Below are 22,225 nucleotides of genomic sequence, written 5' to 3' on the forward strand. Positions count from 1 at the left end.
GGGCGGCACACATGCCGCCCGGCCCCACCGTGCACGCTCTACGCCTCCGGGTCCTCGCCGTCCGGACGCGGCGGCTTCGGCGGGCGGGTCCGGTCGCCCGGGGGCGTGCCCGGGTCGCGGCGCCGCAGATACCGCTCGAACTCGCGGGCGATCGCGTCGCCCGAGGCCTCCGGCAGCTCCGCCGTGTCGCGGGCCTCCTCCAGCGACTGCACGTACTCCGCGACCTCGCTGTCCTCGGCCGCCAGCTGGTCCACGCCCAGCTGCCAGGCCCGCGCGTCCTCGGGCAGCTCGCCCAGCGGGATGCGCAGGTCGATCAGGTCCTCGAGCCGGTTCAGGAGCGCCAGCGTCGCCTTCGGGTTCGGCGGCTGCGACACGTAGTGCGGGACCGCCGCCCACAGCGAGACCGCCGGGACGCCCGCGTGCGTGCACGCCTCCTGGAGGATGCCGACGATGCCCGTCGGACCCTCGTACTTGGTCTCCTCCAGGTCCATCCGCGTCGCCAGGTCGGGATCCGACGTGACGCCGCTGACCGGGACCGGCCGGGTGTGCGGGGTGTCGCCGAGCAGCGCGCCCAGGACGACCACCATCTCCACGCCCAACTCGTGGGCGAAGCCCAGCAGTTCGTTGCAGAACGAGCGCCAGCGCATGGACGGCTCGATGCCCCGCACGAGGACGAGGTCGCGCGGCTTGTCGCCGCCGATCCGCACCACCGAGAGCCGGGTCGTCGGCCAGGTGATCTTCCGCACGCCGTCTTCCATGAAGACCGTCGGCCGGTTGACCTGGAAGTCGTAGTAGTCCTCGGCGTCGAGCGCCGCGAACACCTCGCCCTTGAACTCCTTGTCGAGATGCGCGACCGCGGTGGAGGCGGCGTCGCCGGCATCGTTCCAGCCCTCGAACGCGGCCACCATGACCGGGTCGACCAGCTCGGGAACCCCCTCGAGCTCGATCACCCAGCGCCTCCTTCCGACGTTCCCTCGCGTACCCGCCCACCTTACGGCGTCCGCGGGGTACCTCCGCAGCCACCTGGAACCCGGCGGCTGCCGGGAACCATGCCCCGAGTCGCGGGCCCGCACTCCCCCCGGAGGGGCCGGGGCGTCACAAGGTCGAGCGCAGCCACTGCTCCACGGACGCGATGTGCACCGTCGCCCACGACCGGGCCGCCTCCGCGTCGCCGTCGCGCAGCGCCGCCAGGATCGCCCGGTGCTCGTGCAGGGTGCGGCTCACCGCGTCCTCCTGGGTCAGACCGCGCCAGACGCGCGCCCGGGTGGTCGGCCCGGACAGGCCGTCGAGCAGCGAGCACAGGACCGAGTTGCCGGACGCCTTCACGATGCCGCGGTGGAAGTCGAGGTCCGCGGCGACCAGTTCCTCCACCGAGGGCTCCGGGCCGAGCGCGTCGAGCTGCGCGGACAGCCGGTCCAGCTCCCCGGACGTGATCGAGCCCGCCGCGAGGGCCGTCGCGGCGGGCTCCAGGATGCGGCGCACCGCGAGGAACTCCAGGACCGTGTCGTCCCGGTGGAAGTCGACGACGAAACTCAGCGCCTCCAGGAGGAGCTGCGGGTCCAGGCTCGTCACGTACGTGCCGTCGCCCTGCCGCACGTCCAGGATCCGGATCAGCGACAGGGCGCGCACGGCCTCGCGCAGCGAATTGCGCGACAGGCCCAGCTCCGCGGCGAGTTCGCTCTCCTTGGGGAGGCGGTCGCCCGGGCGCAGCGCGCCCGAGACGATCATCCCCTTGATCTTCTCGATGGCCTCGTCGGTGACGGCCACGGCACCCCCCTCTGCTCAGGCCGGAGGGCGGATACCTCCGATGTCTCGCACCATTATGTGCGCAGGGGCCCGCAGGGCCAGGGGGTGTCCGCCATCAGGTACGGGCGGGCGCCTCGACCGCCCCCGCAGGAGACGTCGCCGGGACCTGCGGCGCCGGACGCAGCAGCAGCCAGGCGCCGCACACCAGCGTCACCGCCTGCGCCCCGGCGAGCAGCGCGAAGCCCGCGCCGAAGCCGTGCCCGCCACTCGCCGCGATCGCCGCGCCCATCGCCGTCGGCATGAACGCCGAGACGAGATTGCCCACCCCGTTCACCACGCCGTAGGCGCTGCCCACCGCGTGCGCCGGGGCGCAGCGCTGCACGAGCGTCGGGATGGCCGGCCCCTGGAGCCCCCAGAAGCCGCCGGCCGCGATCAGCCCGGCCGCCGCCAGACCGTCGCTGTCCGCGCCCATCACCACGAGCACGCTCGCCGCGGTCCCCGCCGAGCCGACCACGAACAGCAGTGGAAGCAGCCGCGCCGGCAGCCGGTCGAGCAGGAACCCGCCGAGGAAGCCCGAGGCCAGCGACATCAGGAACGGCAGCGCCGACACCGCGCCCATCGCCGCGAGCGAGAAGTGCCGCTCCTGGAGGAGATACGAGGGCAGCCACGCGGTCGAGCCCCACAGATAGCCGAGCGTGGCGATCTCCACGAGCAGGACCGGCACGAGACGCGGCATGCGCAGGGCCTCGCGCAACGTCCCCACCGCGCTGCCGCGGCCCGAAGCGGAACGCAGCCCCCGGCCGCGCACGAACAGCGCGATCAGCGGCAGCCCCACCACCGCGTTCAGTGCGGCCAGCGCCAGGAACGACGTGTGCCAGTCGAACCGGTACACGAGGTACGTGATCAGCGGCAGCCCCACGGCCGTGCCCAGGGACACGCCCATCGAGCTCACCGCGTTCGGCTTGCCCGCCTCCTGCGGCGCGAAGTGCTCCCGCACGTACATCGTCTTGAGCGAGAACAGCGGTCCCTCGGCCGCGCCGAGGAGTGCCCGCAGCGCGGTCAGCGTCAGCGCGCCGAGCGCGTACGGCGACAGCAGCGTCATCACCGACCACAGGGCCACGCTCAGGAACAGCCCCCGCCGCACACCGAGCAGCGTCTCGTACAGCGGGGTCAGGACGAACGCCGCGATGCCGTACCCGACGAGGAACGCGGTGCTCAGGGCGCCCTGCGCCACCCGGTCGCCGGTGATCCCGAAGTGGTCGGTGAACGCCCGGTCGGTGACCAGGACGGAGATGTTCACGCGGTCCACATAGCTGATCAGGACGACGACCAGGAGCGTCAGGACACCCGCCCAGCGCGCTCTGCCGCTCACTGGTTCGCTCATGCGCCGGCCTGCTCCTCCGCGGCGGACTTGTACATGCGGCGCAGCCGGACCACGCCCAGGTCGTGCTGGTAGAGGTTCTCCTGCTGGTCGGCGTCGGACGGCATGGCCTCCAGCATCACGCGGTCCTGCTCCAGGACGTCCCAGTGGCGCTCCTCGATGAGCGTCTTGTAGAGGAAGCGCCACGTGTCGCGCTGCCAGCCCTGCACCTTGCGGTAGCGCCAGAAGAACACCGCGCAGCGCTCCTCGTCGACCGGGCGGACCATGCCGACGATGCCGAACGCGCCGCCGGGGCCGGCCGAGGGCGGGTACGGGATGGACAGGTCCACCCAGTCGACGCCCGTGCGGCACAGCTCGACCCAGTCGAAGTTCACGCCCCGCTGGTCGGTCTTCTCGAAGAAGTAGCCGCGGTCGGTCTCCCGGATGCGGAACTTCGCGGTCGTGTCACCGTCGAACATCGTGTGCGAGTCGTGGTGCAGGAACGCCCCGTGCATCGGGTCGAGCAGGTTCTCGACCGCGTAGCGCCACGGCACGTCCCACTCCGCGTAGCACAGGAACGCGTCGACGTCGGGGTCGACGAGCGGGTCGGGCAGCGTCAACTCGCTGGGCTGCGGCTGCTGTTCGGTGCCGAAGTAGGCGAGGACGGCGCCGGCCACCTCGCGCACGGGCAGCGAACGGACGAGCTTCTTGCCCTCCAGGTTGCAGCCGGGCAGACCGGGCACGGAGGCGACCGTGCCGTCGGACTCGACCTCCACCCCGTGGTACCAGCAGGCCACCCGGTCGCCCAGGTGCTTGCCCAGGGACAGCGGGGCCCCGCGGTGCGGGCAGCGGTCGGCGAGCATGCTCAGGGTGCCGTCGGAGCGGCGGAACAGCAGCCACTGCTCGCCCAGGACGGTGACCTTGCGCATCGCGCCGGGCGCGACGAAGGAGGAGGGGACGACCGGGTGCCACTGGTCGCGCAGACCGGTCGCGAAAATGTGCTCGGCGGTCAGGTTCACGGCGTTCACGCTCCCAGTCGGTGCATCTCGGCGGCGAAGGACTCCTCGGTCCAGGCGGCCCCGTCGGGGGCGTGGACCTTGCGGGCGTTGAGCCCGCGCACGACGTCCTCGAGTGCGTGGCCGTCCTTGGTGAAGACGTCTTCGAGAGTGGCGGCCAGCTTGTACTCGTACGGCGTCGGCTCGTGCGTGCGGGACTGGTGGATCTCCAGGTAGGGCCAGTCCTGCGCGGTGTTCTTGCTCGGGTTGTCGCTCATGGAAAGTCTCCCGTCGGGGGTCACAGGTCGAGGACGAGGCGGCCCGACGCGCAGCGCGAGACGCAGATCATCATCGAGGCGTTCGCGGCGTGCTCGGCGTCCGAGAGCAGGAAGTCGCGGTGGTCGGGGGTGCCGTCGAGCACCCGGGTCTCGCAGGAGCCGCAGATGCCGTCGCGGCACGAGCTGTTGACGCTCAGCCCGGCCTGCTCGGCGGCCTCCAGGATCGAGGTGTCGGCGTCCACCGACAGGGTCAGGCCCGAGGTGCGGCACTCGACCTCGAACGTCGCGTCGTCCCCGGACCGCTCCACCACCGGCGCCGCGAACCGCTCCAGACGCAGCCGCTCGGCGGAGCAGCGCTCCTCGATCGCGGCGAGCAGCGGCTCCGGCCCGCAGCAGTACACGAGCGCGCCCTCGGGCAGCTCCGCCAGCTCCGACGCCAGGTCGATGTGGCCCAGCTCGTCCTGCGGCACGAGCGTCAGGTCGCCGCCGAGCGCGGACAGCTCGTCGGTGAAGGCCATCGAGGCCCGGCTGCGCCCGCCGTAGACCATGCGCCACGCGGCGCCGCGCCGGGCGGCCTCGCGGGCCATCGCCAGGATCGGCGTGACACCGATGCCGCCGGCCACGAACACGTACGCGGGCGCGTCCTCCAGGACGAAGTGGTTGCGCGGCTCGGACACCGTGACCGGCTGGCCGGGGCGCAGCTTCGTGTGGACGTGGCGCGAACCGCCGCGCGAGGACGGCTCGTTGAGGACGCCGATCCGGTAGCCACCGGTGTCGGCGGGGTCGCCGCACAGGCTGTACTGGCGGATCTGGCCGCCCACGTGCACGTCGATGTGCGCGCCCGGCGTCCAGGCGGGCAGCGGCTTGCCGTCGGGGTGGGTCAGCTCGACGGACAGCACGCCGTCGGCCTCCCAGGTCATCCGCCGGACCAGCAGGGACAGCTGACCGTCGGCGGGAGTCGTGGTGGTGGACATGGGGGCCTCCCTACGCGGTGGGGATCTTGACGGGCGGGGTGAACGGGGCCTTCATCGGGCCGAGCGCGGCCAGGTCGACCTCGACGAGGACGGGTCCGGCCGAGCCGACGGCTTCCTCGAGGACGGGCCGCGCGTGCTCGGCGTCGGCGATCCGCAGGTAGGGCAGGCCACAGGCGCGGGCCAGGAGGTCGAAGTCCGGGGTGGCCAGGTCGACGCCGCTGCGGCGCTCGCTGTAGCGGTCCTGCATGTTGCGCAGGACGCCGTAGCCGCCGTCGTTGAAGACCAGCACGGTCAGACGGGGCCGCTCCTGGGCGACGGTGAGCAGCTCGCCGAGGTGGACGGCGAGGCCGCCGTCGCCGGCGATGACCACGGTGGGCCGCTCGGGGTCGGCGAGCGCGGCGCCGATGCCCATGCCGAGGCCCTGGCCGATGCCGCCGCCGCGCGGGAAGACGTTCGACTCCGGGGCGTACATCTCCAGGAGCCGGTTGCCCCAGCTGCTGGAAGGGATGGTGACGTCCCGGGCGATCACCGCGTCGCGCGGCAGGACGGCCCGCAGCGCGTCGCAGATCGCGGCCTGCGGCCCGATGTTGTCGTGCAGGGTGGCCCGCACGTCCTCCCTGACCCGCGCCACGCGCCGCGTCCACTCCGGCTCGGCGGTCCGGGCGTGGGGGAGCAGGGCGGCGAGCGCGTCGGCGGCGTCGGCGTGCAGGGCGTGCGCCGCCGGGTACACCCGGCCGAGGGCGGCCGCGTCGACGTCGATGTGGATGTGCCGCTCGGCGCCGGGCAGTTCGAGCCCGTAGTCGGCGGTCTCGTTGGACCGGAAGTGCGTGCCGATCGTCACCAGGACGTCCGCGTCGGCGAGCAGGGCGCGCCCGGCCGGGGTGGTCGCGAAGTTGCCGATGACCTGCGGGTGGTCCTCGGGGACCGCGCCCCGCCCCGAGTTGGAGGTCAGCAGGCCCGCGCCGGTCGCCTCGACGAGCGCGGCCAGCTCGGCGCGGGCCGCGTTCGCGCCGCCGCCGGCCCAGATCAGGGGGCGGCGGGCGGTCGACAGGAGCGTGCCCGCGGCGGCCAGGGCCACCGGGTCGAGCGCGGGGCGCGCCGGCTCCGGCACCGTCTCACCGGCGTCGGTCTGGGCCGCGTACTGGAGGTCGATGGGCCACTCGACGCTGGCCGGGCCGCCGGGGGCGGTGAGCGCGGCGCGGGCGGCCTCGCGCAGGAGCCGGCCGGCCTCGTCGGTGGAGCCCACGGAGACGGCGTGCTTGGAGACCGCGGTCAGCATGCCGAGCTGGTCCTTGGTCTCGTGGATGAACCCGCGCCCGCTGCCCAGGAACTCACTCTCGACCTGACCGGTGATGTGCAGCACCGACGTGCCGGAGGCGAGCGCCTCGATCAGCGAGCCCGCCGCGTTGCCCGCGCCGGTGCCGGTCGAGGTGAGCGCGCAGCCGAGGCCGCCGCGGGCCCGCCCGTAGGCGTCCGCCGCGTTCACGGCGCTCGCCTCGTGGCGCACCGGCACGAACCGCAGCTCGCGGTCGACGGCCTCGACCAGCGGCAGGTTGTGCACGGACACGATGCCGAACACCGTGTCGATGCCCAGTTCCTTCAGGACGGCGACGAGGAGGGCGCCTCCGTTGTCGTAACGCATGCGTGCTCCTCAGAGGATGCCGCGGCCGACTCCGCCGCAGACGTCGATGCTGGTTCCGGTGATGTACGAGGCGCGCGGCGCGAGCAGCGCGAGGATCGCGTAGGCGACCTCCTCGGCGCGGCCGAGCCGGCCGAGGGCGACGCCGCGGTCGGCGGCGAGCTCCGCCTGCCAGTCCTCGTAGGACAGGCCGGAGTCCGCGGCGGCGTGCCGGCGGGTCCACTGGCCCGTGTCGATCAGGCCCAGGCACACCGAGTTGACCCGGATGCCGTCCGCCGCGAGTTCCGTGGCGAGGGACTTGGAGAGGTTGAGGATGCCGGCGCGGGCGGCGCTCGTCGTGATGAGACGCGTCTCCGGCTGCTTGGCCAGGACCGCGTTCACGTTCACGACCGACGCCGCGTCCGAGGCGCGAAGGAGGTCGCGGGCGGCCCGGAGCGGGTTGAGGACGCCCGCGAACTTCAGGTCCAGCTCGTCGCGCCAGTCGTCCCACGTCGTGTCGTCGAGCCGCTTCATGCGGGACTGTCCGGCGTTGTTGACGAGGCCGTCGAGCCGTCCGCCGAACGCGTCTGCGGCGGTCCGCACGAAGTCGCGTACGGCGTCGGCGTCGCGCACGTCGCAGGTGGCGGTGAACAGGCGGTCGTGGTCGGCGATCCGCTTCAGCCGTTCGGCGTCGCGGCCGCACGTGGCGACGTTCGCGCCTTCCTCGAGCAGGGCGCGGACCGTGGCCAGGCCGACGCCCGAGCTGCCTCCGGTGACCACGTAGGTCCGGTCGGCGAGGCCCAGATCCATGTCAACTCCTCGGTGTATCAGGTCAGTTCATGGTGAAGCCGCCGTTGACGGCGACCACCTGTCCGGTCAGGTAGCGGGACTCCTCGGAGAGGAGGAAGGAGGCGACACCGATCAGGTCGCCGGGCTGCTGCGGGCGCTCGATGGCCCGGTTCGCCCGGTACAGGTCGTGCCGCTCCGCGGGGACGGCTTGCGTGGCTTCGCCCTCGGTCAGGCCGGGCGCGAGCGCGTTCACCGTGATGCCCCGCTCGCCCAGCTCCCGCGCCATGGCCCGGGTCAGCGCGATGACGGCGCCCTTCGAGGCGATGTAGTGGGCGAGCCGCGGGGAGCCGTAGAGCGCGGCGTCCGAGGCGATGTTCACGATGCGTCCGGTCGGGCCGAACAGCGGGTGCAGCGCCTTCGCGACCAGCCAGGGACCGCGGGCGTTCACCGTCATCAGGCGGTCCCAGACCTCGATGTCGATGTCCTGGAACTCCTTGCCGCCCACTCCGTTGGCGAGCGCCGCGTTGTTCACCAGGCCGTACAGCTCGCCGGGCAGCTCCCGCACCGCGCAGGCGAGGGCCTCGACGGACGCCGGGTCCGCCACGTCGCACCGCACGAAGTGCGCGTCGAGCCCCTCGGCCCGCAGCTCCTCGGCGGCCTCGGCGCCGCGCTCGGCGTCGAGCTCGGCGACGACGACCCGGAAGCCGTCCTCGCCGGCCCGGCGGGCCATGGCCAGACCGAGGCCACGGCCCGCGCCGGTCACGACGACCGTACGGGCGCCTGCGGGCGACTGCTCAGTCACGGGTGACGCCGTGCATCGGCGAGTACTCGGGGTACGAGGGCACCTGCGGCTTCTGCGTGCCGATGACGACGCAGAACAGCGCGTCGGTGTCGCCCTCGTTCTTCAGCGAGCGGGTCACGCCGGCCGGCACCACGATCATGTCGCGGTAGCCGAGGGTGCGGTACTCGACCTCGTCGGGGCCGCGGTGGATGCCGACCTTGACGTTGCCCTCCAGGACGAAGAAGGCCTCTTCCACGTCGTGGTGGGTGTGGGCCGGGCCCTCGGCGCCGGGCGGCAGCAGCATGTTGGAGAAGGTGAAGCCGCCCGAGGGGATGATGCGGCTGTCGCCCTCGTGGTTGCCGGTCGCGCCGGAGCCCACGTAGCGGATCTGGCCGCGGCGGAACTGCGCGCCGGCCTTCTCCTGGAAGGAGAGGGTGTCGAAGTCGGCGACGCGGGACTCCTTGGTGGCGATCAGCGAGTCGGTGTACTTGCCGAGGTCGCCGCCGTTGTCGTACTCGGTGGTGGTCAGAGGCATGGGGGACTCCTTCGCTAGCGGGTGACGATGTGCAGGTGGGACAGGACCCAGGCGTTGAACCGCTCGGGCTGTTCCTGGTTGGCCAGGTGACCGGCGTCCTTGACGATCACGTAGGCGGTCTTGTGCAGGCCCCCGGCGAGGACCTGGGAGGCCTCGACGCCGGTGACCGTGTCGCGGTCGCCGCACACGACGAGCGTCGGCGCGGTCACCGCGGCCAGCTCCTCGCGCAGGTCGGCGCCCGCCATGGACTCGGCGGCGTACCCGTAGCCGGGCAGCCGGACCGAGCCGGCCATGGTCTCGACGACCCGCTCGACGAGCGCGGCGTCGGCCAGCTCCGAGACCAGCCGGGGCCCGCGCTGCGCGGCGAAGACCCGCGGCCCGGTCTCGGCCAGCTCCGTGGCGCGGGCCCGCATGGCCGCCGCCTTCGCCGGGTCCGTGCCGGAACCGGCGCTGGAGTCGGCGACGATCAGCGAGGCCACGAGCTCCGGGTGGCGGGTGGCGAGCCGCAGGGCGATCACGCCGCCCCACGAGACGCCCAGCACGTGCGCCGAGGAGCCGTACGCCCGGACGACCTCGGCCGCGGCGTCCGCGAACCCGTCCAGGTCCAGCGGGGCGTCCGGGTCGGGGGACTTGCCGTAGCCGGGGGCGTCCCAGGCGATGACCCGGGCGTGCTCCGCGAGCCCTTCGAGCTGCGGGGCGAATGCCGCCGACGAGGAGCCGATGCCGTGCAGGCACAGCAGCAGGGGGCCGCTCGCACCGGCCTCCTCCACGTGGAGCGCGGTCACAGGATCTGCCCCGAGCGCCCGGCGAGCGCGGACAGGGAGCGCAGCACCGCGTACGGGACGACCTGGCTGGTGGCCGGGTTGCCCGGATCGGGGCGGTGCGCGACCTCGAAGCGGTACTCGCCGTGCGGGCCCGACGCCTCGACGACGTGCCGGGTGAGCTCGGCTCCCGGATCGGCGACGACCCGGACCCGCACAGCGTCCAGGTCGCCGACGGCGAGCGCGACCGAGGCGGCGACGTTCGTCGACTTGGGGAACTTCACCGGCACGTCGCGCGCCGTGCCCGACATGACCTCGACGGGGCCGGTCGCCGTGCGCAGCCGCTCCAGCAGCTCCTCGTCCATCCAGGGCTGTTCGAGGGTGGACGGCAGCTTCGTCGTGGTGAGGCGCACCTCGTCGAGCGGGGCGAAGGAGCGCACGGCCTGCAGCAGGTCGAGTCCGCCGACGGCGCCGCCCGTGAAGGAGACCCGGCCGGGCCCGGCGGCGAGCAGCCGCTTGGCCAGCTCGTCGTCGGTGAGGGCCCCGGTCGAGGCGATCAGCAGGTCGGTGCCGGAGGTGAGGACGCGCTCGCCCCACTCCCGTACGACGCCCTGGCCCGCCGCCTCCACGATCAGGTCGCAAGCCTCGATCGCCTCCTCGAAGGGGACCTGCGCGGCCGGTGCGGCCTCGCCGAGCGGGCGGTTGTCGACGATGCAGGTCAGTTCGGCGCCCTGGACCTCGCCGCGGGCGAGGGCCGTGCCGACGACGCGGCCGATGGCACCCCAGCCGACGAGTCCGACCTTCAGGTTCTTCGCAGTGGTCGGGGTCTTCGCGTGCTTCGGGCTCGTGCTCACTTGTGCTCTCCTTCCGGCGCGCCGGCCATGTGGCAGCGGATCTCCTTCGACGGCGGTCCCGCCGTTCCCCACAGGTCCGACAGCTCGGGGACCCGGCGCCAGACCTTGGCGATCCAGCGGTCCTCGACGACCTGCGCGACCTCGGACGTGTACTCGCACACCAGGCCCGTCGGGTCGGTGAAGTACGAGAAGGTGTTGTTGCCGGGGCCGTGCCGCCCCGGGCCCCACTTCGGGACGATCCCGTGGTGGCGCAGCCGACCGAGCCCGCGCATGAAGTGGTCGACCGAGCTCATCTCGTAGGCCACGTGGTTGAGGGAGACCCACTCGGCCTGGTTGAACGCGATGCAGTGGTGGTCGGCGTTGCAGCGCAGGAACGCCATCTGGTGCTCGGACCAGTCGGAGACGCGCAGGCCGAGGACGTCGCGGTAGAAGGCGACTGCGGCGTCGATGTCCGGGGTGTTGAGGACGGCGTGGGTGACGCCGACCGGGACCGCTCCGTCGCGGCCGCGCGGGGCGACCGCCCAGGTGTCGGCGGACAGCTCGACGAGCCGGCCCTCGTGGTCGTGGAAGCGCAGCCCGTAGCCGCCGCCCACCTGGTCGAGCGGGCCGGGACCGGCGACCGGCGTGATGCCGCGGGCCTCCAGGCGGCGGGCCGCCTCGTCGATCTCGGCGGGCGTGGCGACGGCGAACACGAGCCGGCCGAGGCCGGTGCGGTCGGAGCGGGTCAGCTGCAGCGCGTGGTGCTCCTCGCCGGTGCCGCGCAGCCAGCTGGCGCTGTGCTCGGACTCGACGACCTCCAGGCCCCACGCGTCCTCGTAGAAGTCGGTGGCCTCCGCGAAGGAGGGGGTGAGCAGCTCGACCGAGCGCAGTGCGCGCAACCGGGCGATCGGGGGGTGGGTCATGCGGAACTCCATCGGAGGAACGGTCAGTTGGCCCAGGGCAGCGGCGCCTCGGAGGTGCCCCAGTACAGGGACTTCTGGCGCTGGTAGGCACGGATGGCGTCGCGGCCCTTCTCCGTGCCGAGCCCGCTGTCCTTCATCCCGCTGAACGGGGTGGAGGCGCTGAACTGCTTGTACGTGTTGATCCAGACGGTGCCCGCGTCGATCCGGCGGGCCAGGCGCCAGGCGGCGCGGTGGTCGCGGGTCCAGATCCCGCAGGCGAGTCCGTACACGGAGTCGTTCGCCTGCCGGACCAGGTCGTCCTCGTCGTCGTAGGGGAGCACCACCAGGACCGGGCCGAAGATCTCCTCCTGGCAGGTGCGCGAGGAGTTGTCGAGTCCGGCGAGGACGGTGGGCAGGTAGTACGCGCCGTCCGCGTACTCCGGGCCCTCCGGGGCGGCGCCGCCGCACAGCACCTCGGCGCCCTCCGAGCGGGCCAGGTCCACGTAGGCGGCGACCGAGTCGCGGTGGCTGTGGTGCACGAGCGGGCCGACCTGGGTGTCAGGATCGGTGCCGGGCCCGACGCGCAACTTCCGTACTCGCTCGACGAGTTCGGCCACGAAGGTGTCATGGATCTCGCGGGCCACGAACAGCCGCGAACCGGCGATGCAGGACTGCCCGCTGGACGAGAAGATCCCGAACATCACGCCCGCCAGGGCCTGTTCGACATCGGCGTCGGCGCGCACGATCGTCGGCGACTTGCCGCCGAGCTCCAGCGAGGCCGGGATGAGCTTCTGGGCGGCGACCGCGGCGATGCCCCGGCCGGTCTCGGTGCCGCCGGTGAAGCCGATCCGGCCCACCAGCGGGTGCCGCACGACCGCGTCGCCGACGACCCGGCCGCTGCCGGGCAGGACGGACAACAGGGCGGTGGGCAGGCCGAGTTCGGTCAGCGCCCGGGTGATGAGGCGGCCCAGCTTCAGGGAGACCAGCGGGGTCCAGGCGGCGGGCTTGAGGAGGATCGCGTTGCCGGCCGCGAGCGCCGGGGCGATCTTCTGCGCGTCGCTCGCCACCGGCGAGTTCCACGGGTTGATCGCGCCGACGACGCCGATCGGCTCGTGCACGCTCATCGTCACGTACGGGCCGCGCGCCGGGGTGACCGCGTCCTCGGCGGTCTCCAGCGCGGCCGCCATGTAGCGGAACGTGCCGGCCGCGCTGAGCGCGAGCGCCTTCGTCTCCGTGAGGGTCTTGCCGGTGTCGGCGGTCTGGGTGGCGGCCAGCTCGTCGGCGGCCTCCTCCGTCAACTCCGCGATGCGGTGCAGGAGCCGGGCCCGCTGGTGCGGGAGCAGATCGCGCCAGGCGGGATCGGCGACGGCCTCGGCCGCCGCGCGGGCCGCCTCGTCGACCTCCTCGGCGGAGGCCGAGTGGACGGTCGCGATGACCTGGCCGGTGGCCGGGTCGACGGTGTCGACGGGGGCGCCGGCACCGCGACGCCACTGGCCCGCGACGAGGATCTCGGTGGAGTGGTCGGACACGGCCGGACCTCCGGGGAGCGAGGGGGCGAGGGGGAGAACGTGGGGTGGAACGTGGCGAGAGCATGAGGGGAACAGGGGCTGAATCGCCGAAGTGCTAGAAATCTAAGCCCTTAAATATCTCTGCGCAAGACCCTTCGGCGGACACATTTCGGCCCGGCGGACCTACCATTGAGTAGGAGAAGTCGCAGGGAGGCGTGGATGGTGCGACCAATAAAACCTCTTAGCCCCTAACCATTGACCGCTTAGGTATCGGCTCCTACTGTCGGCGGAACTCCCCTGTTCCGTGTTCGCGGAAGGACCCCCCCTCATGACGACATTGGCCGGCAAGCAGGGTCTCGGCTCGATCGCAGCCAGACTGGAACGGCTGCCCCAATCCCGCTGGCACGTCAAGGTCCGGTGCCTCATCGGCGCCGTGACGTTCTTCGAGGCCTTCGACCAGCTGCTCTCCGCCTCCGCCCTGCCCGTGCTGATCCGGGACTGGCACCTCAGCACCGGCCAGGCGACCTTCGCGGTGACCTCGGCCTCCATCGGCATGCTGCTCGGTGCCCTCGTGGCCGGCTGGCTGGGGGACCGGATCGGCCGCGTGCGCACCGTCGCCCTGGGCGTCATCGTCACCGGCGCCGCCAGCCTCGCCGTCGCCTTCGCGCCCGGCATCGAGCTCTTCTCGCTCTTCCGCTTCGTCCAGGGCCTCGGCATCGGCGGCGTCGTACCCGTCGCCGCCACGTACATCAACGAGATCGCCCGCTGCGACAAGCGCGGCCGCTTCGTCCTGCTGTACGAGATGGTCTTCCCGGCGGGCCTCGCGGCCGCCAGCCTCGTCGCCGTCTGGGTCGTCCCGAACCTCGGCTGGCGCGCCATGTTCGTGCTCGGCGCCCTCCCCGTGATCATCGGCGCCCTGCTGCCCCGCAAGGTCGCCGAGTCCCCTCGCTGGTTGCTCTCGCAGGGCCGCACCGACGAGGCCGAGCGGGTCATCGCCCGCATCGAGGCCGAGGTCGAGCGCTCCGTCGGCGCGCCGCTGCCCGAGCCCGGCGCGGACCCCGGTGCGGAGACGCCGCGCGGCCGCCTGCGCGACCTGTTCACCGGGCGTTACCTGCGCCGCACCGTGGTCCTGTCCGGCCTGTGGTTCGTCGCGTACTACGTCAACCACGGCGTCTCGGCCTGGCTGCCCTCGCTCTACACCAAGGAGTTCGGGCTCGACCTGACCACCGCGCTCCAGTACACCCTGCTCAGCAACATCACCGGCCTGGTCGGCACCTTCGCCGTCGCCATGGTCATCGACCGCATCGGCCGCCGCCCCGCCCTGGTCGCCGCCCTGTCCGGCACCGCCCTCGCCCTGGGCGTCCTGGCCCTGACCGGCGCCACCTCCGGACTCAAGGTCGCCCTCTTCGCCTCCTTCACGACCCTCTTCGTCTACGCGGTCAACGCGGGCCTGTACCTCTACTCGCCCGAGCTGTACCCCACCGCGAACCGCGCCCGGGGCGCCGCCTTCGGCGGGGTGTGGAACCGGCTCGGCGTCATCCTCGGCCCCGTCACCGTCGGCGCGATCCTCGGCGCGGGCGGCGGCCTCGGCCTGGTCTTCGCCCAGCTGGCCTGCGTCGCCGTCGCCGGCGCGGTGATCGCCCTGTTCGCCGTCGAGACCAAGGGCCGCACCCTGGAGGAGCTGAACGCCTAGTCTCGTCGGTACGCACGCCACGGCGCCGGACCCCCTGTGCGGAGGGGCCCGGCGCCGGCCGTTTCCCCCGGAGTTCCCCCGCGAGGGTCATTGCTTCAGGGGTAGAATTTTCAGGGGCGTACGGTTCTCACGCCCCTGAAGGATTCGGACGAGGGGACGGGGTGCGGGGATGGCCGAGCGGAAGGTGACGCGGCAGGACGCCGTGACGCAGATCGTGGCGGACTGGGCGCGGGAGCGCCCCGAGCTGGACACCGCGCCCCTGGAGGTGCTGGCCCGGCTGCACCGCTCGTTCCTGCACTACAACACCCGGCTCAGCTCCTCCATCGAGCGGCACGGACTGTCCGTCGCCGGATTCGACGTCCTGACCGCGCTGCGCCGGGCCGGAAAGCCCTACCGCCTCACCGCCGGCCAGCTCGCCGACTCCGGGCTCGTCTCCTCCGCCGGGGTCACCCTGCGCATGGACCGCCTGGAGAAGGACGGCCTCATCGTGCGCGAGCGCGACGCCGACGACCGCCGCGTCGTCTACTCCCGGCTCACCGACGAGGGCCTCGCCAAGGTCGACACCGTCTTCGCCGACCACCTCGACAACGAGCGCCGGATGCTCGCCGGCCTCTCCCCGTCCGAGCGCCGCCAGCTCGCCCGCCTCCTCGGCAAACTGGAACGCTCCATCGTCGATTCCGACGACATCGAGGACTAGGCCGCCGGCTCCCACAGTGAGCTCGGCGCCTCCCGGCGCACCACCGGCGCGATCTCCTCGGCGAACCGCTGCAGCGTCTCGATCTGCTCGGCCGTGCCCTGGCCGAACGTGTCCACGGTCACGGACTGCAGGTCATGCCGGTACACCGCGTGATACCCGAGGATCTTGTCGATGATCTGCTGCGGCGAACCGATCAGCTGCGGACCGTCCGCGATCGCGTCCTCGATCGTGCGGAACGGAGTGTTGTAGCCCGCCTTCCCCGCCAGATGCGGCTTGAAGGTCTGCGCCACCTTCGCCTCGTACAGCTTCTTGTAGCGGGCCACCGCCTGCTCGTGCGTGTCCGCGATCAGCAGCCCGCCGGACCCGGCGGCCACGTGCGCCCGCGCCGGATCGTGCCCGTACGCGGCGAACCGCTCCCGGTAGTGCTCGATGAGCCGTGCGTACGCCGCCCGCGGCTGGATCGCGTTCGCCGTGAACAGCGGATCCCCGTGCCGGGCCGCCAGCTCGGGGGAGTTGAGGGAGGTCGCCGAGCCGTGCCAGATCCGGGGGAGTCCCGCGTACGGGCGCGGCACCGTCGTCACGCCCTTCAGCGCGGGCCGGAACTCGCCCTCCCAGTCGACCCCCTCCTCCGTCCACAGCCGGCGCAGCAGCTCGTACTTCTCCCGCTGCAGATCCCACTGCCGCGCCTCGTCGAGGCCGAACAGATCGAAGTGCCCGGCCTCGGCGCCCTTGCCGATCACCAGCTCGACGCGACCGCGCGAGAGCTGGTCGAGGGTGGCGTAGTCCTCGGCGACCCGCACCGGATCGAGGATCGCCACGACGGTGACGCCGGTGAGCAGCCGGATCCGGCTGGTGCGGGTGGCGAGGGCGCCGAGCACGACCGTCGGGCTCGACGACAGGAAGGCCCCGGCGTGCCGCTCACCGACCGCGTACCCGTCGTACCCGAGCCGCTCGGCGGCCACCCCGACGTCGACGACCTGCGCTAACCGCTCGGCGGCGGAGGGAAGTTCACCGGACAGCGGATGCGGCGCGTGCCCGACGATGGACAGAACCTGAAACTTCATGCGCCCAGGCTGCCGCGCTCCCGTTGCAGAGGTGTGTACGCGGCATGGCAGCGCCCCCGGGAGCGCACGGAGTGCGCATCTCAGGGGCGCGGGGCTGTGCCGATCTGCGGCTCCGCCGCGCGGGCGCGCCGGCCACGACGCGGGCCGGACCGGCGACGGACGTCGAGTGTCGAGTGCTACCGGGCGCGGCCGGAGCCCGTCACTTGTCGTCGAGCACCTTCTGGACCTTGCCCCGGACCTCGTCCGAGTCGAGCCCGCGAATGGTCAGTGTCGTGCGACGGCGCAGCACGTCGTCGGCCGTCTCGGCCCACTCGTGGTCGCGGGCGTACACGACCTGCGCCATGATCTCGGGCGCGTCCGGGTGGACCCGCTCGGCCAGCGCCGCGTCCTCGTTGGCGAGCCGCGCGATGTCGAACGCCAGCGACCCGTAGTGCGTGGCGAGGTGCTTCGCCGTGTCGGCACCCATGCGCGGGCCGGGCGCCGGATTGTCGACAAGGAGACGGTGGGCGACGGCACGCGGGTTGGCGACACCGGGCAGCGGCAGCCGCTTCGGCAGCTCCTTGATCGGCTCGAAGTCCTCACCGAGCGGGTGCCCGGGCAGCGACTCCAGCTTCTGCATGACGGTGCGCCCGATGTGCCGGAAGGTCGTCCACTTGCCGCCGGCGACGGACAGCATCCCGCCCCTGCCCTCGGTGACGACCGTCTCCCGCTTGGCCTTCGACGTGTCGCCGGGCCCACCCGGCAGCACCCGCAGACCGGCGAACGAGTAGGTCATCAGCTCCCGCTTGAGCTGCTGGTCCCGCACGGAGAACGCGGCCTCGTCGAGGATCTGGTCGATGTCCTTCTCGGTGACGGAGACGTCCGCGGGATCGCCCTCGTACTCCTCGTCGGTCGTGCCGAGCAGCAGCATGTCCTCCCACGGGAGGGCGAAGGTGATGCGGTACTTGTCGATCGGGGTGGCGAGCGCGGCCTTCCAGGGGGAGGTGCGCTTCATGACGAGGTGCGCGCCCTTGGACAGGCGGATGGAGGGCGCCGCGTTCGGGTCCTCCATCTTGCGCAGGTGGTCGACCCAGGGACCGGTCGCGTTGAGCACGAGCCGGGCGCCGACGCCGAACTCCTCGCCGTCCAGGCGGTCGCGCAGTTCCGCGCCGGTGACCCGGCCGCGGGTGAAGCGCAGGCCGGTGACCTCGGCGTGGTTCAGCACCACGGCCCCGGCGTCGACGGCCGCCCGTACGGTCATCAGGGCCATGCGCGCGTCGTTCATCTGGTCGTCGCCGTAGACCGCGACGGCCTTGAGGTTCTCGGTGCGCAGCTCGGGCACGTCCTGCTGCGCCTTCGCGGGGGACAGCAGGTGGCCGACCCCGTCGCCGAAGGCCGACAGCGCGCTGTACGCGAAGACACCGGCGCCCAGCTTGGCGGCGCCGTGCGGGCCGCCCTTGTAGACGGGCAGGTAGAAGGTCAGGGGATTGGCGAGGTGCGGGGCCACGTTCCGGGACACCGCACGCCGCTCGAAGTGGTTCTCCGCGACGAGCTTCACGGCGCCGGTCTGCAGGTAGCGCAGACCGCCGTGGAGCAGCTTCGAGGACGCGGAGGACGTGGCGCCGGCGAAGTCGCCGGCGTCGACCAGGGCCACCCTGAGACCGGACTGCGCCGCATGCCAGGCCGTGGAGATGCCCAGGATGCCGCCGCCGATGACCAGGAGGTCGTACGTCGCCTTGGAAAGCTGCTCGCGGGTCTCGGCGCGGCTCGGGTGGGAGCCGGCGACCGGGTGCGTTCCGAGGGCAGGCACGGTCTGCAGGGTGGACTGGGTACTCATGGTGGGGTCTTACTCCTCGACAGAGCTGTCTTCGAGCCAGCCCATGGACCGTTCGACGGCCTTGAGCCAGCTCTTGTACTCACGGTCGCGGGTGTCCGCGTCCATGTGGGGCGTCCACTCGGCGGCCCGGCGCCAGTTGGCACGCAGGTCGTCGGTGTTGGACCAGAAGCCGACGGCGAGACCGGCGGCGTAGGCGGCGCCGAGGCAGGTCGTCTCGGCGACCATCGGACGCACGACGGGCGCGTCCAGGAAGTCCGAGAGGGTCTGCATCAGCAGGTTGTTGGAGGTCATGCCGCCGTCGACCTTGAGCGCGGTCAGTTCGACGCCGGAGTCCTTCGTCATGGCGTCGGTGATCTCGCGGGTCTGCCAGGCGGTGGCCTCGAGCACGGCGCGGGCGATGTGCGCCTTGGTGACGTAGCGGGTCAGACCCGCGATGACACCGCGCGCGTCCGAGCGCCAGTACGGGGCGAACAGGCCGGAGAAGGCCGGCACGAAGTACGCGCCGCCGTTGTCCTCGACGGAGGACGCGAGCGTCTCGATCTCGGCGGCCGACTTGATCAGGCCCATCTGGTCGCGCATCCACTGCACCAGCGAACCGGTGACGGCGATCGAGCCCTCCAGGGCGAAGACCGGCTTCTGGTCGCCGATCTGGTAGCCGACCGTGGTCAGCAGCCCCGAGTACGAGTTGATGATCTTGTCGCCGGTGTTCATCAGCATGAAGGTGCCGGTGCCGTACGTGGACTTGGCCTCGCCCTCGGCGAAACAGGTCTGGCCGAACAGGGCCGCCTGCTGGTCGCCGAGCGCCGAGGCGACCGGGATGCCGCCGAGCAGCTCGCCGAGCGGGCCGCCCGTGACCTCGCCGTAGACCTCGGCGGAGGAGCGGATCTCCGGGAGCATCTCCATCGGCACGCCGATGGAGGCGCAGATGCGCTCGTCCCACTGCATCTCGTGCAGGTTCATCAGGAGGGTGCGGGAGGCGTTGGTGACGTCCGTGACGTGCCGGCCGCCGTTCACCCCGCCCGTCAGGTTCCAGATGACCCAGGTGTCCATCGTGCCGAAGAGGATGTCGCCCCGCTCGGCGCGCTCGCGCAGCCCCTCGACGTTGTCGAGCAGCCAGCGGGCCTTGGGGCCGGCGAAGTAGGACGCGAGCGGCAGACCGGTCTCCCGGCGGAAACGGTCCTGGCCGACGTTGCGGCCGAGCTCCTTGCACAGGGCGTCGGTGCGGGTGTCCTGCCAGACGAGGGCGTTGTGGACGGGCTCACCGGTGTTCTTGTCCCAGAGCAGCGTCGTCTCGCGCTGGTTGGTGATGCCGATGGCCTTGATGTCGTCGCGCGTGATGCCGGCCTTGGTGATGGCCCCGGCGACGACCTCCTGGACGTTCGCCCAGATCTCGTTGGCGTCGTGCTCGACCCAGCCCGGCTTCGGGAAGATCTGCTCGTGCTCCTTCTGGTCGACCGAGACGATCCGGCCGTCCTTGTCGAAGACGATGCAGCGGCTGGAGGTGGTGCCCTGGTCGATGGCCGCGATGAACGGACCTGCGGTGTGTGCGTCGGTCACGGTGTGCTCCTGGTGGTGCGTCGGTGGTCGGTGTCGGTGGCGTCGCCCGTGCGGCTGCCGGAACAGCTCGTGGCTGTCAGAACAGCTTGTAGATGAATGCGGCGAGCGCGCCGCCGATCAGCGGACCCACCACCGGGATCCACGCGTACGACCAGTCCGAACCACCCTTGTTGGGGAGCGGCAGCAGAGCGTGGACGATGCGCGGGCCCAGGTCGCGGACCGGGTTGATCGCGTAGCCGGTGGGGCCACCGAGCGAGAGACCGATGCCGACGACGACCAGCGAGGTGATCAGCGCGCCGAGTACGCCCAGACCGTTGCCCCCGTCGTTGAGGCCCTGGGTCAGGATCGCCAGGACGAGCACGACCGTGGCGATGATCTCCGTCATCAGGTTCTGGATCGGGTTCCGGATCTCCGGGCCCGTGGAGAAGATGCCGAGCACCGGGCCGGCCTTGGGCGCCGCCTTCGGGTCGACCATGCCCTCGTCACCGTCGGTGCGGTGCGCGGCGAGGACCTCCGGGTCGGTCAGGTGCGCCTGGAACTGGCCGTAGTAGACCAGCCAGACCAGCACCGCGCCGATCATGGCGCCCAGCATCTCCGAGGCCAGGTACAGCGGAACGTCGCTCCACTTGGTCCCGCCCTCGATGGCGAGGCCGATGGTGACGGCCGGGTTCAGGTGGGCGCCGGAGACGCCGCCCGCCAGGTAGGCGCCGGTCAGGACCGCGAAGCCCCACCCGAAGGTGATGGCGACCCAGCCGGCGTTCAGCGCCTTGGAGCGCTTGAGCGTGACGGCGGCGCACACGCCACCGCCGAGCAGGATGAGTACGGCGGTACCGATGGTCTCGCCGAGGAAGATGTCGTGGCTGGACACCCGCGACTCCTTTGTCCTTCGTCCAGGGGAATACCCGAGTGACGAACCCCCGGGTCCGTTTCCGGTGGTCCGAGCCCCCGTTTGCGAGGGGCGGGTCCGGCCTGGCGTGTCCACACTCTAACGTCTATTGCCGGTAGGTGTTCGACAATGCCGACCGATGGACGCGAGTCTCGCCCTGGGGTTACTCGCTCGTCAAGGGTTCTGTTATCGAAAGCGCGATCGTTATTGATCGTTCCGGCTGATCAGTCCGGCCGATCGGTCCGACGGGTCGGTTCGACAGGTCGGTCGCCGGTCAGCCGCTGGTCAGGCGTCGGTCGGTCGCTGGTCGGTCGAGGTGCGGTCCGGGCGTCCACCGATGGTCGCGCGGATGCGTGCACCCTGCACCCTGAAACGGCGAAAGCCCCGCCGGAAGGCGGGGCTCGCGGGGGCGGTACGGGCTCAGAAGCGGCTGGCTCCCAGGTCCCGGGAGACGGCGCGGGCGCAGTCGCGCACCGCCGCGATCAGCTCGGGCCGCAGCTCGTCCTTGGCGTCCGCCCGGCACACGCGCTCCACGGCGCCGGTGATGCCGACCGCCCCCACCGGCATCCGGTGCCGGTCGTGGATCGGCGCCGCGACCGACGCCACGCCCTCCCAGGTCTCTTCCACGTCGGCCGCGTACCCGCGCGCCCGCGTCAGGTCGAGGACCGTCTCGAACGCGGTCAGGTCGGCCACCGTACGGGCCGTGAACTCCTTGCGCTCGGCCTCCACGACCTCGCTGTGCGCCACCGGGTCGTACGCGGAGAGCACCTTGCCGAGGGCCGTCGAGTGCAGCGGCTGCATCGCCCCGACCTCCAGGACCTGCCGGCTGTCGTCGGGCCGGAAGACGTGGTGCACGATCAGCACGCCCTGCTGGTGCAGCACGCCCAGATAGACGGCCTCGCCGCTGGAGCGGGCCAGGTCGTCCGTCCATACGAGGGCGCGGGCCCGCAGCTCGTGCACGTCCAGGTAGCTGTTGCCCAGGCGCAGCAGCTCGGCGCCCAGCTGATATCGCCCCGACGCCGCGTCCTGCTCGACGAACCCCTCGGCCTGCAGGGTGCGCAGGATCCCGTGGGCCGTGCCCTTGGCCAGGCCCGTCGCGGAGGCGATGTCGGAGAGACCGAGCCGCCGCTCGCCGCCCGCGAGGAGCCGGAGCATCGCCGCGGCCCGTTCGAGCGACTGGATGTTGCGTGCCATCTCAGTGCTTCCTCCTGGATCCTCGCACGGGACCATCGTTCGACAATGCTGAACAGTATCGGCCGTTGCCGACCTCATGCCATTACGGCGTGCGCCGATATTTCACCCCACGACCGGCCGGGGTCGTGATCCGGCCAGTGTGGCGTGCCGTTCCGGCCTGTGGACGCCTGGGCGCCATCACGGGGGTCCCGGCTACCCTGACCGGGTGCGCTTCCAGCAGTGGATGCGCAAAGCCGAC

Annotated in this window: 21 protein-coding genes; 2 read left to right on the forward strand and 19 right to left on the reverse strand. The window is 72.1% G+C overall.

All coding sequences use genetic code 11. From position 1 onward, the window contains the following. Window positions 1–38 precede the first annotated feature (38 nt). The 14 genes from IAG42_RS28710 to IAG42_RS28775 form a co-directional block, all read right to left on the reverse strand. On the reverse strand, window positions 39–950 hold the full coding sequence (locus IAG42_RS28710; RefSeq protein WP_188339860.1) for a PAC2 family protein: 912 nt from the start codon (window positions 948–950) through the stop codon (window positions 39–41). A gap of 145 nt (window positions 951–1,095) precedes the next feature. After that, window positions 1,096–1,767 carry a FadR/GntR family transcriptional regulator gene (locus IAG42_RS28715; protein ID WP_188339861.1) on the reverse strand — a complete coding sequence of 224 codons (672 nt, stop codon included), beginning with the start codon at window positions 1,765–1,767 and terminating at the stop codon, window positions 1,096–1,098. Window positions 1,768–1,861: 94 nt separating this feature from the next. After that, window positions 1,862–3,130 (reverse strand): MFS transporter, encoded by a 1,269-nt coding sequence (locus IAG42_RS28720; protein WP_188339862.1) that lies wholly within the window; start codon window positions 3,128–3,130, stop codon window positions 1,862–1,864. After that, on the reverse strand, window positions 3,127–4,134 hold the full coding sequence (locus IAG42_RS28725) for an aromatic ring-hydroxylating oxygenase subunit alpha (RefSeq protein WP_188339863.1): 1,008 nt from the start codon (window positions 4,132–4,134) through the stop codon (window positions 3,127–3,129). The genes IAG42_RS28720 and IAG42_RS28725 overlap by 4 nt, the downstream gene beginning before the upstream one ends. Next, a complete protein-coding gene (locus tag IAG42_RS28730; protein WP_188339864.1) occupies window positions 4,131–4,379 on the reverse strand; it encodes a recombinase-like helix-turn-helix domain-containing protein in 249 nt (82 codons plus the stop codon). The genes IAG42_RS28725 and IAG42_RS28730 overlap by 4 nt, the downstream gene beginning before the upstream one ends. A 20-nt stretch (window positions 4,380–4,399) precedes the next feature. Beyond that, a complete protein-coding gene (locus tag IAG42_RS28735; RefSeq protein ID WP_188339865.1) occupies window positions 4,400–5,353 on the reverse strand; it encodes a PDR/VanB family oxidoreductase in 954 nt (317 codons plus the stop codon). Between the two features lie 10 nt (window positions 5,354–5,363). After that, the gene (locus tag IAG42_RS28740; RefSeq protein WP_188339866.1) at window positions 5,364–6,995 is read right to left on the reverse strand and encodes a thiamine pyrophosphate-binding protein; all 1,632 of its coding nucleotides are present in this window, start codon (window positions 6,993–6,995) and stop codon (window positions 5,364–5,366) included. Between the two features lie 9 nt (window positions 6,996–7,004). Then, window positions 7,005–7,781: an SDR family oxidoreductase gene (locus IAG42_RS28745; protein WP_188339867.1), complete on the reverse strand. Its 777-nt coding sequence runs from the start codon at window positions 7,779–7,781 to the stop codon at window positions 7,005–7,007. Between the two features lie 22 nt (window positions 7,782–7,803). After that, the gene (locus tag IAG42_RS28750; RefSeq protein ID WP_188339868.1) at window positions 7,804–8,562 is read right to left on the reverse strand and encodes an SDR family oxidoreductase; all 759 of its coding nucleotides are present in this window, start codon (window positions 8,560–8,562) and stop codon (window positions 7,804–7,806) included. Then, window positions 8,555–9,076 carry a cupin domain-containing protein gene (locus IAG42_RS28755; RefSeq protein ID WP_188339869.1) on the reverse strand — a complete coding sequence of 174 codons (522 nt, stop codon included), beginning with the start codon at window positions 9,074–9,076 and terminating at the stop codon, window positions 8,555–8,557. Before IAG42_RS28755 ends, IAG42_RS28750 begins: the two co-directional genes overlap by 8 nt. 14 nt (window positions 9,077–9,090) lie before the next feature. Beyond that, window positions 9,091–9,861 carry an alpha/beta fold hydrolase gene (locus IAG42_RS28760; protein ID WP_188339870.1) on the reverse strand — a complete coding sequence of 257 codons (771 nt, stop codon included), beginning with the start codon at window positions 9,859–9,861 and terminating at the stop codon, window positions 9,091–9,093. Continuing rightward, window positions 9,858–10,691 (reverse strand): aspartate dehydrogenase domain-containing protein, encoded by an 834-nt coding sequence (locus tag IAG42_RS28765; protein ID WP_188339871.1) that lies wholly within the window; start codon window positions 10,689–10,691, stop codon window positions 9,858–9,860. Before IAG42_RS28765 ends, IAG42_RS28760 begins: the two co-directional genes overlap by 4 nt. After that, complete coding sequence (locus IAG42_RS28770) at window positions 10,688–11,593, reverse strand: VOC family protein (RefSeq protein WP_188339872.1); 906 nt, start codon at window positions 11,591–11,593, stop codon at window positions 10,688–10,690. The genes IAG42_RS28765 and IAG42_RS28770 overlap by 4 nt, the downstream gene beginning before the upstream one ends. Before the next feature lie 23 nt (window positions 11,594–11,616). Further along, the gene (locus IAG42_RS28775; RefSeq protein ID WP_188339873.1) at window positions 11,617–13,101 is read right to left on the reverse strand and encodes an aldehyde dehydrogenase; all 1,485 of its coding nucleotides are present in this window, start codon (window positions 13,099–13,101) and stop codon (window positions 11,617–11,619) included. A 307-nt stretch (window positions 13,102–13,408) separates the two neighbouring features. On the opposite strand from IAG42_RS28775, the gene IAG42_RS28780 reads away from it, so the two are divergent. Together IAG42_RS28780 and IAG42_RS28785 are read left to right on the forward strand one after the other, a co-directional pair. Continuing rightward, window positions 13,409–14,773: an MFS transporter gene (locus IAG42_RS28780; RefSeq protein WP_188339874.1), complete on the forward strand. Its 1,365-nt coding sequence runs from the start codon at window positions 13,409–13,411 to the stop codon at window positions 14,771–14,773. 169 nt (window positions 14,774–14,942) lie between these two features. Then, window positions 14,943–15,470: a MarR family winged helix-turn-helix transcriptional regulator gene (locus IAG42_RS28785; RefSeq protein WP_188339875.1), complete on the forward strand. Its 528-nt coding sequence runs from the start codon at window positions 14,943–14,945 to the stop codon at window positions 15,468–15,470. Here IAG42_RS28785 and IAG42_RS28790 read toward each other — a convergent pair. From IAG42_RS28790 to IAG42_RS28810, 5 genes are all read right to left on the reverse strand, one after another. Further along, entirely contained in the window at window positions 15,467–16,534 is a 1,068-nt protein-coding gene (locus IAG42_RS28790) for an LLM class flavin-dependent oxidoreductase (protein ID WP_188339876.1), read from the reverse strand. The two genes, IAG42_RS28785 and IAG42_RS28790, sit on opposite strands and share 4 nt — an antisense overlap. A gap of 199 nt (window positions 16,535–16,733) precedes the next feature. After that, window positions 16,734–18,350 (reverse strand): glycerol-3-phosphate dehydrogenase/oxidase, encoded by a 1,617-nt coding sequence (locus tag IAG42_RS28795; RefSeq protein WP_188339877.1) that lies wholly within the window; start codon window positions 18,348–18,350, stop codon window positions 16,734–16,736. A 9-nt stretch (window positions 18,351–18,359) separates the two neighbouring features. Beyond that, window positions 18,360–19,907, reverse strand: a complete 1,548-nt coding sequence (gene glpK / locus IAG42_RS28800) for a glycerol kinase GlpK (RefSeq protein WP_188339878.1) — start codon at window positions 19,905–19,907, stop codon at window positions 18,360–18,362. Between the two features lie 76 nt (window positions 19,908–19,983). After that, a complete protein-coding gene (locus IAG42_RS28805; RefSeq protein ID WP_188339879.1) occupies window positions 19,984–20,775 on the reverse strand; it encodes an MIP/aquaporin family protein in 792 nt (263 codons plus the stop codon). Between the two features lie 438 nt (window positions 20,776–21,213). Then, window positions 21,214–21,987 (reverse strand): IclR family transcriptional regulator, encoded by a 774-nt coding sequence (locus tag IAG42_RS28810; RefSeq protein WP_188339880.1) that lies wholly within the window; start codon window positions 21,985–21,987, stop codon window positions 21,214–21,216. Window positions 21,988–22,225 lie beyond the last annotated feature (238 nt).

This window comes from Streptomyces xanthii, assembly GCF_014621695.1.
Lineage (GTDB): Bacteria > Actinomycetota > Actinomycetes > Streptomycetales > Streptomycetaceae > Streptomyces > Streptomyces xanthii.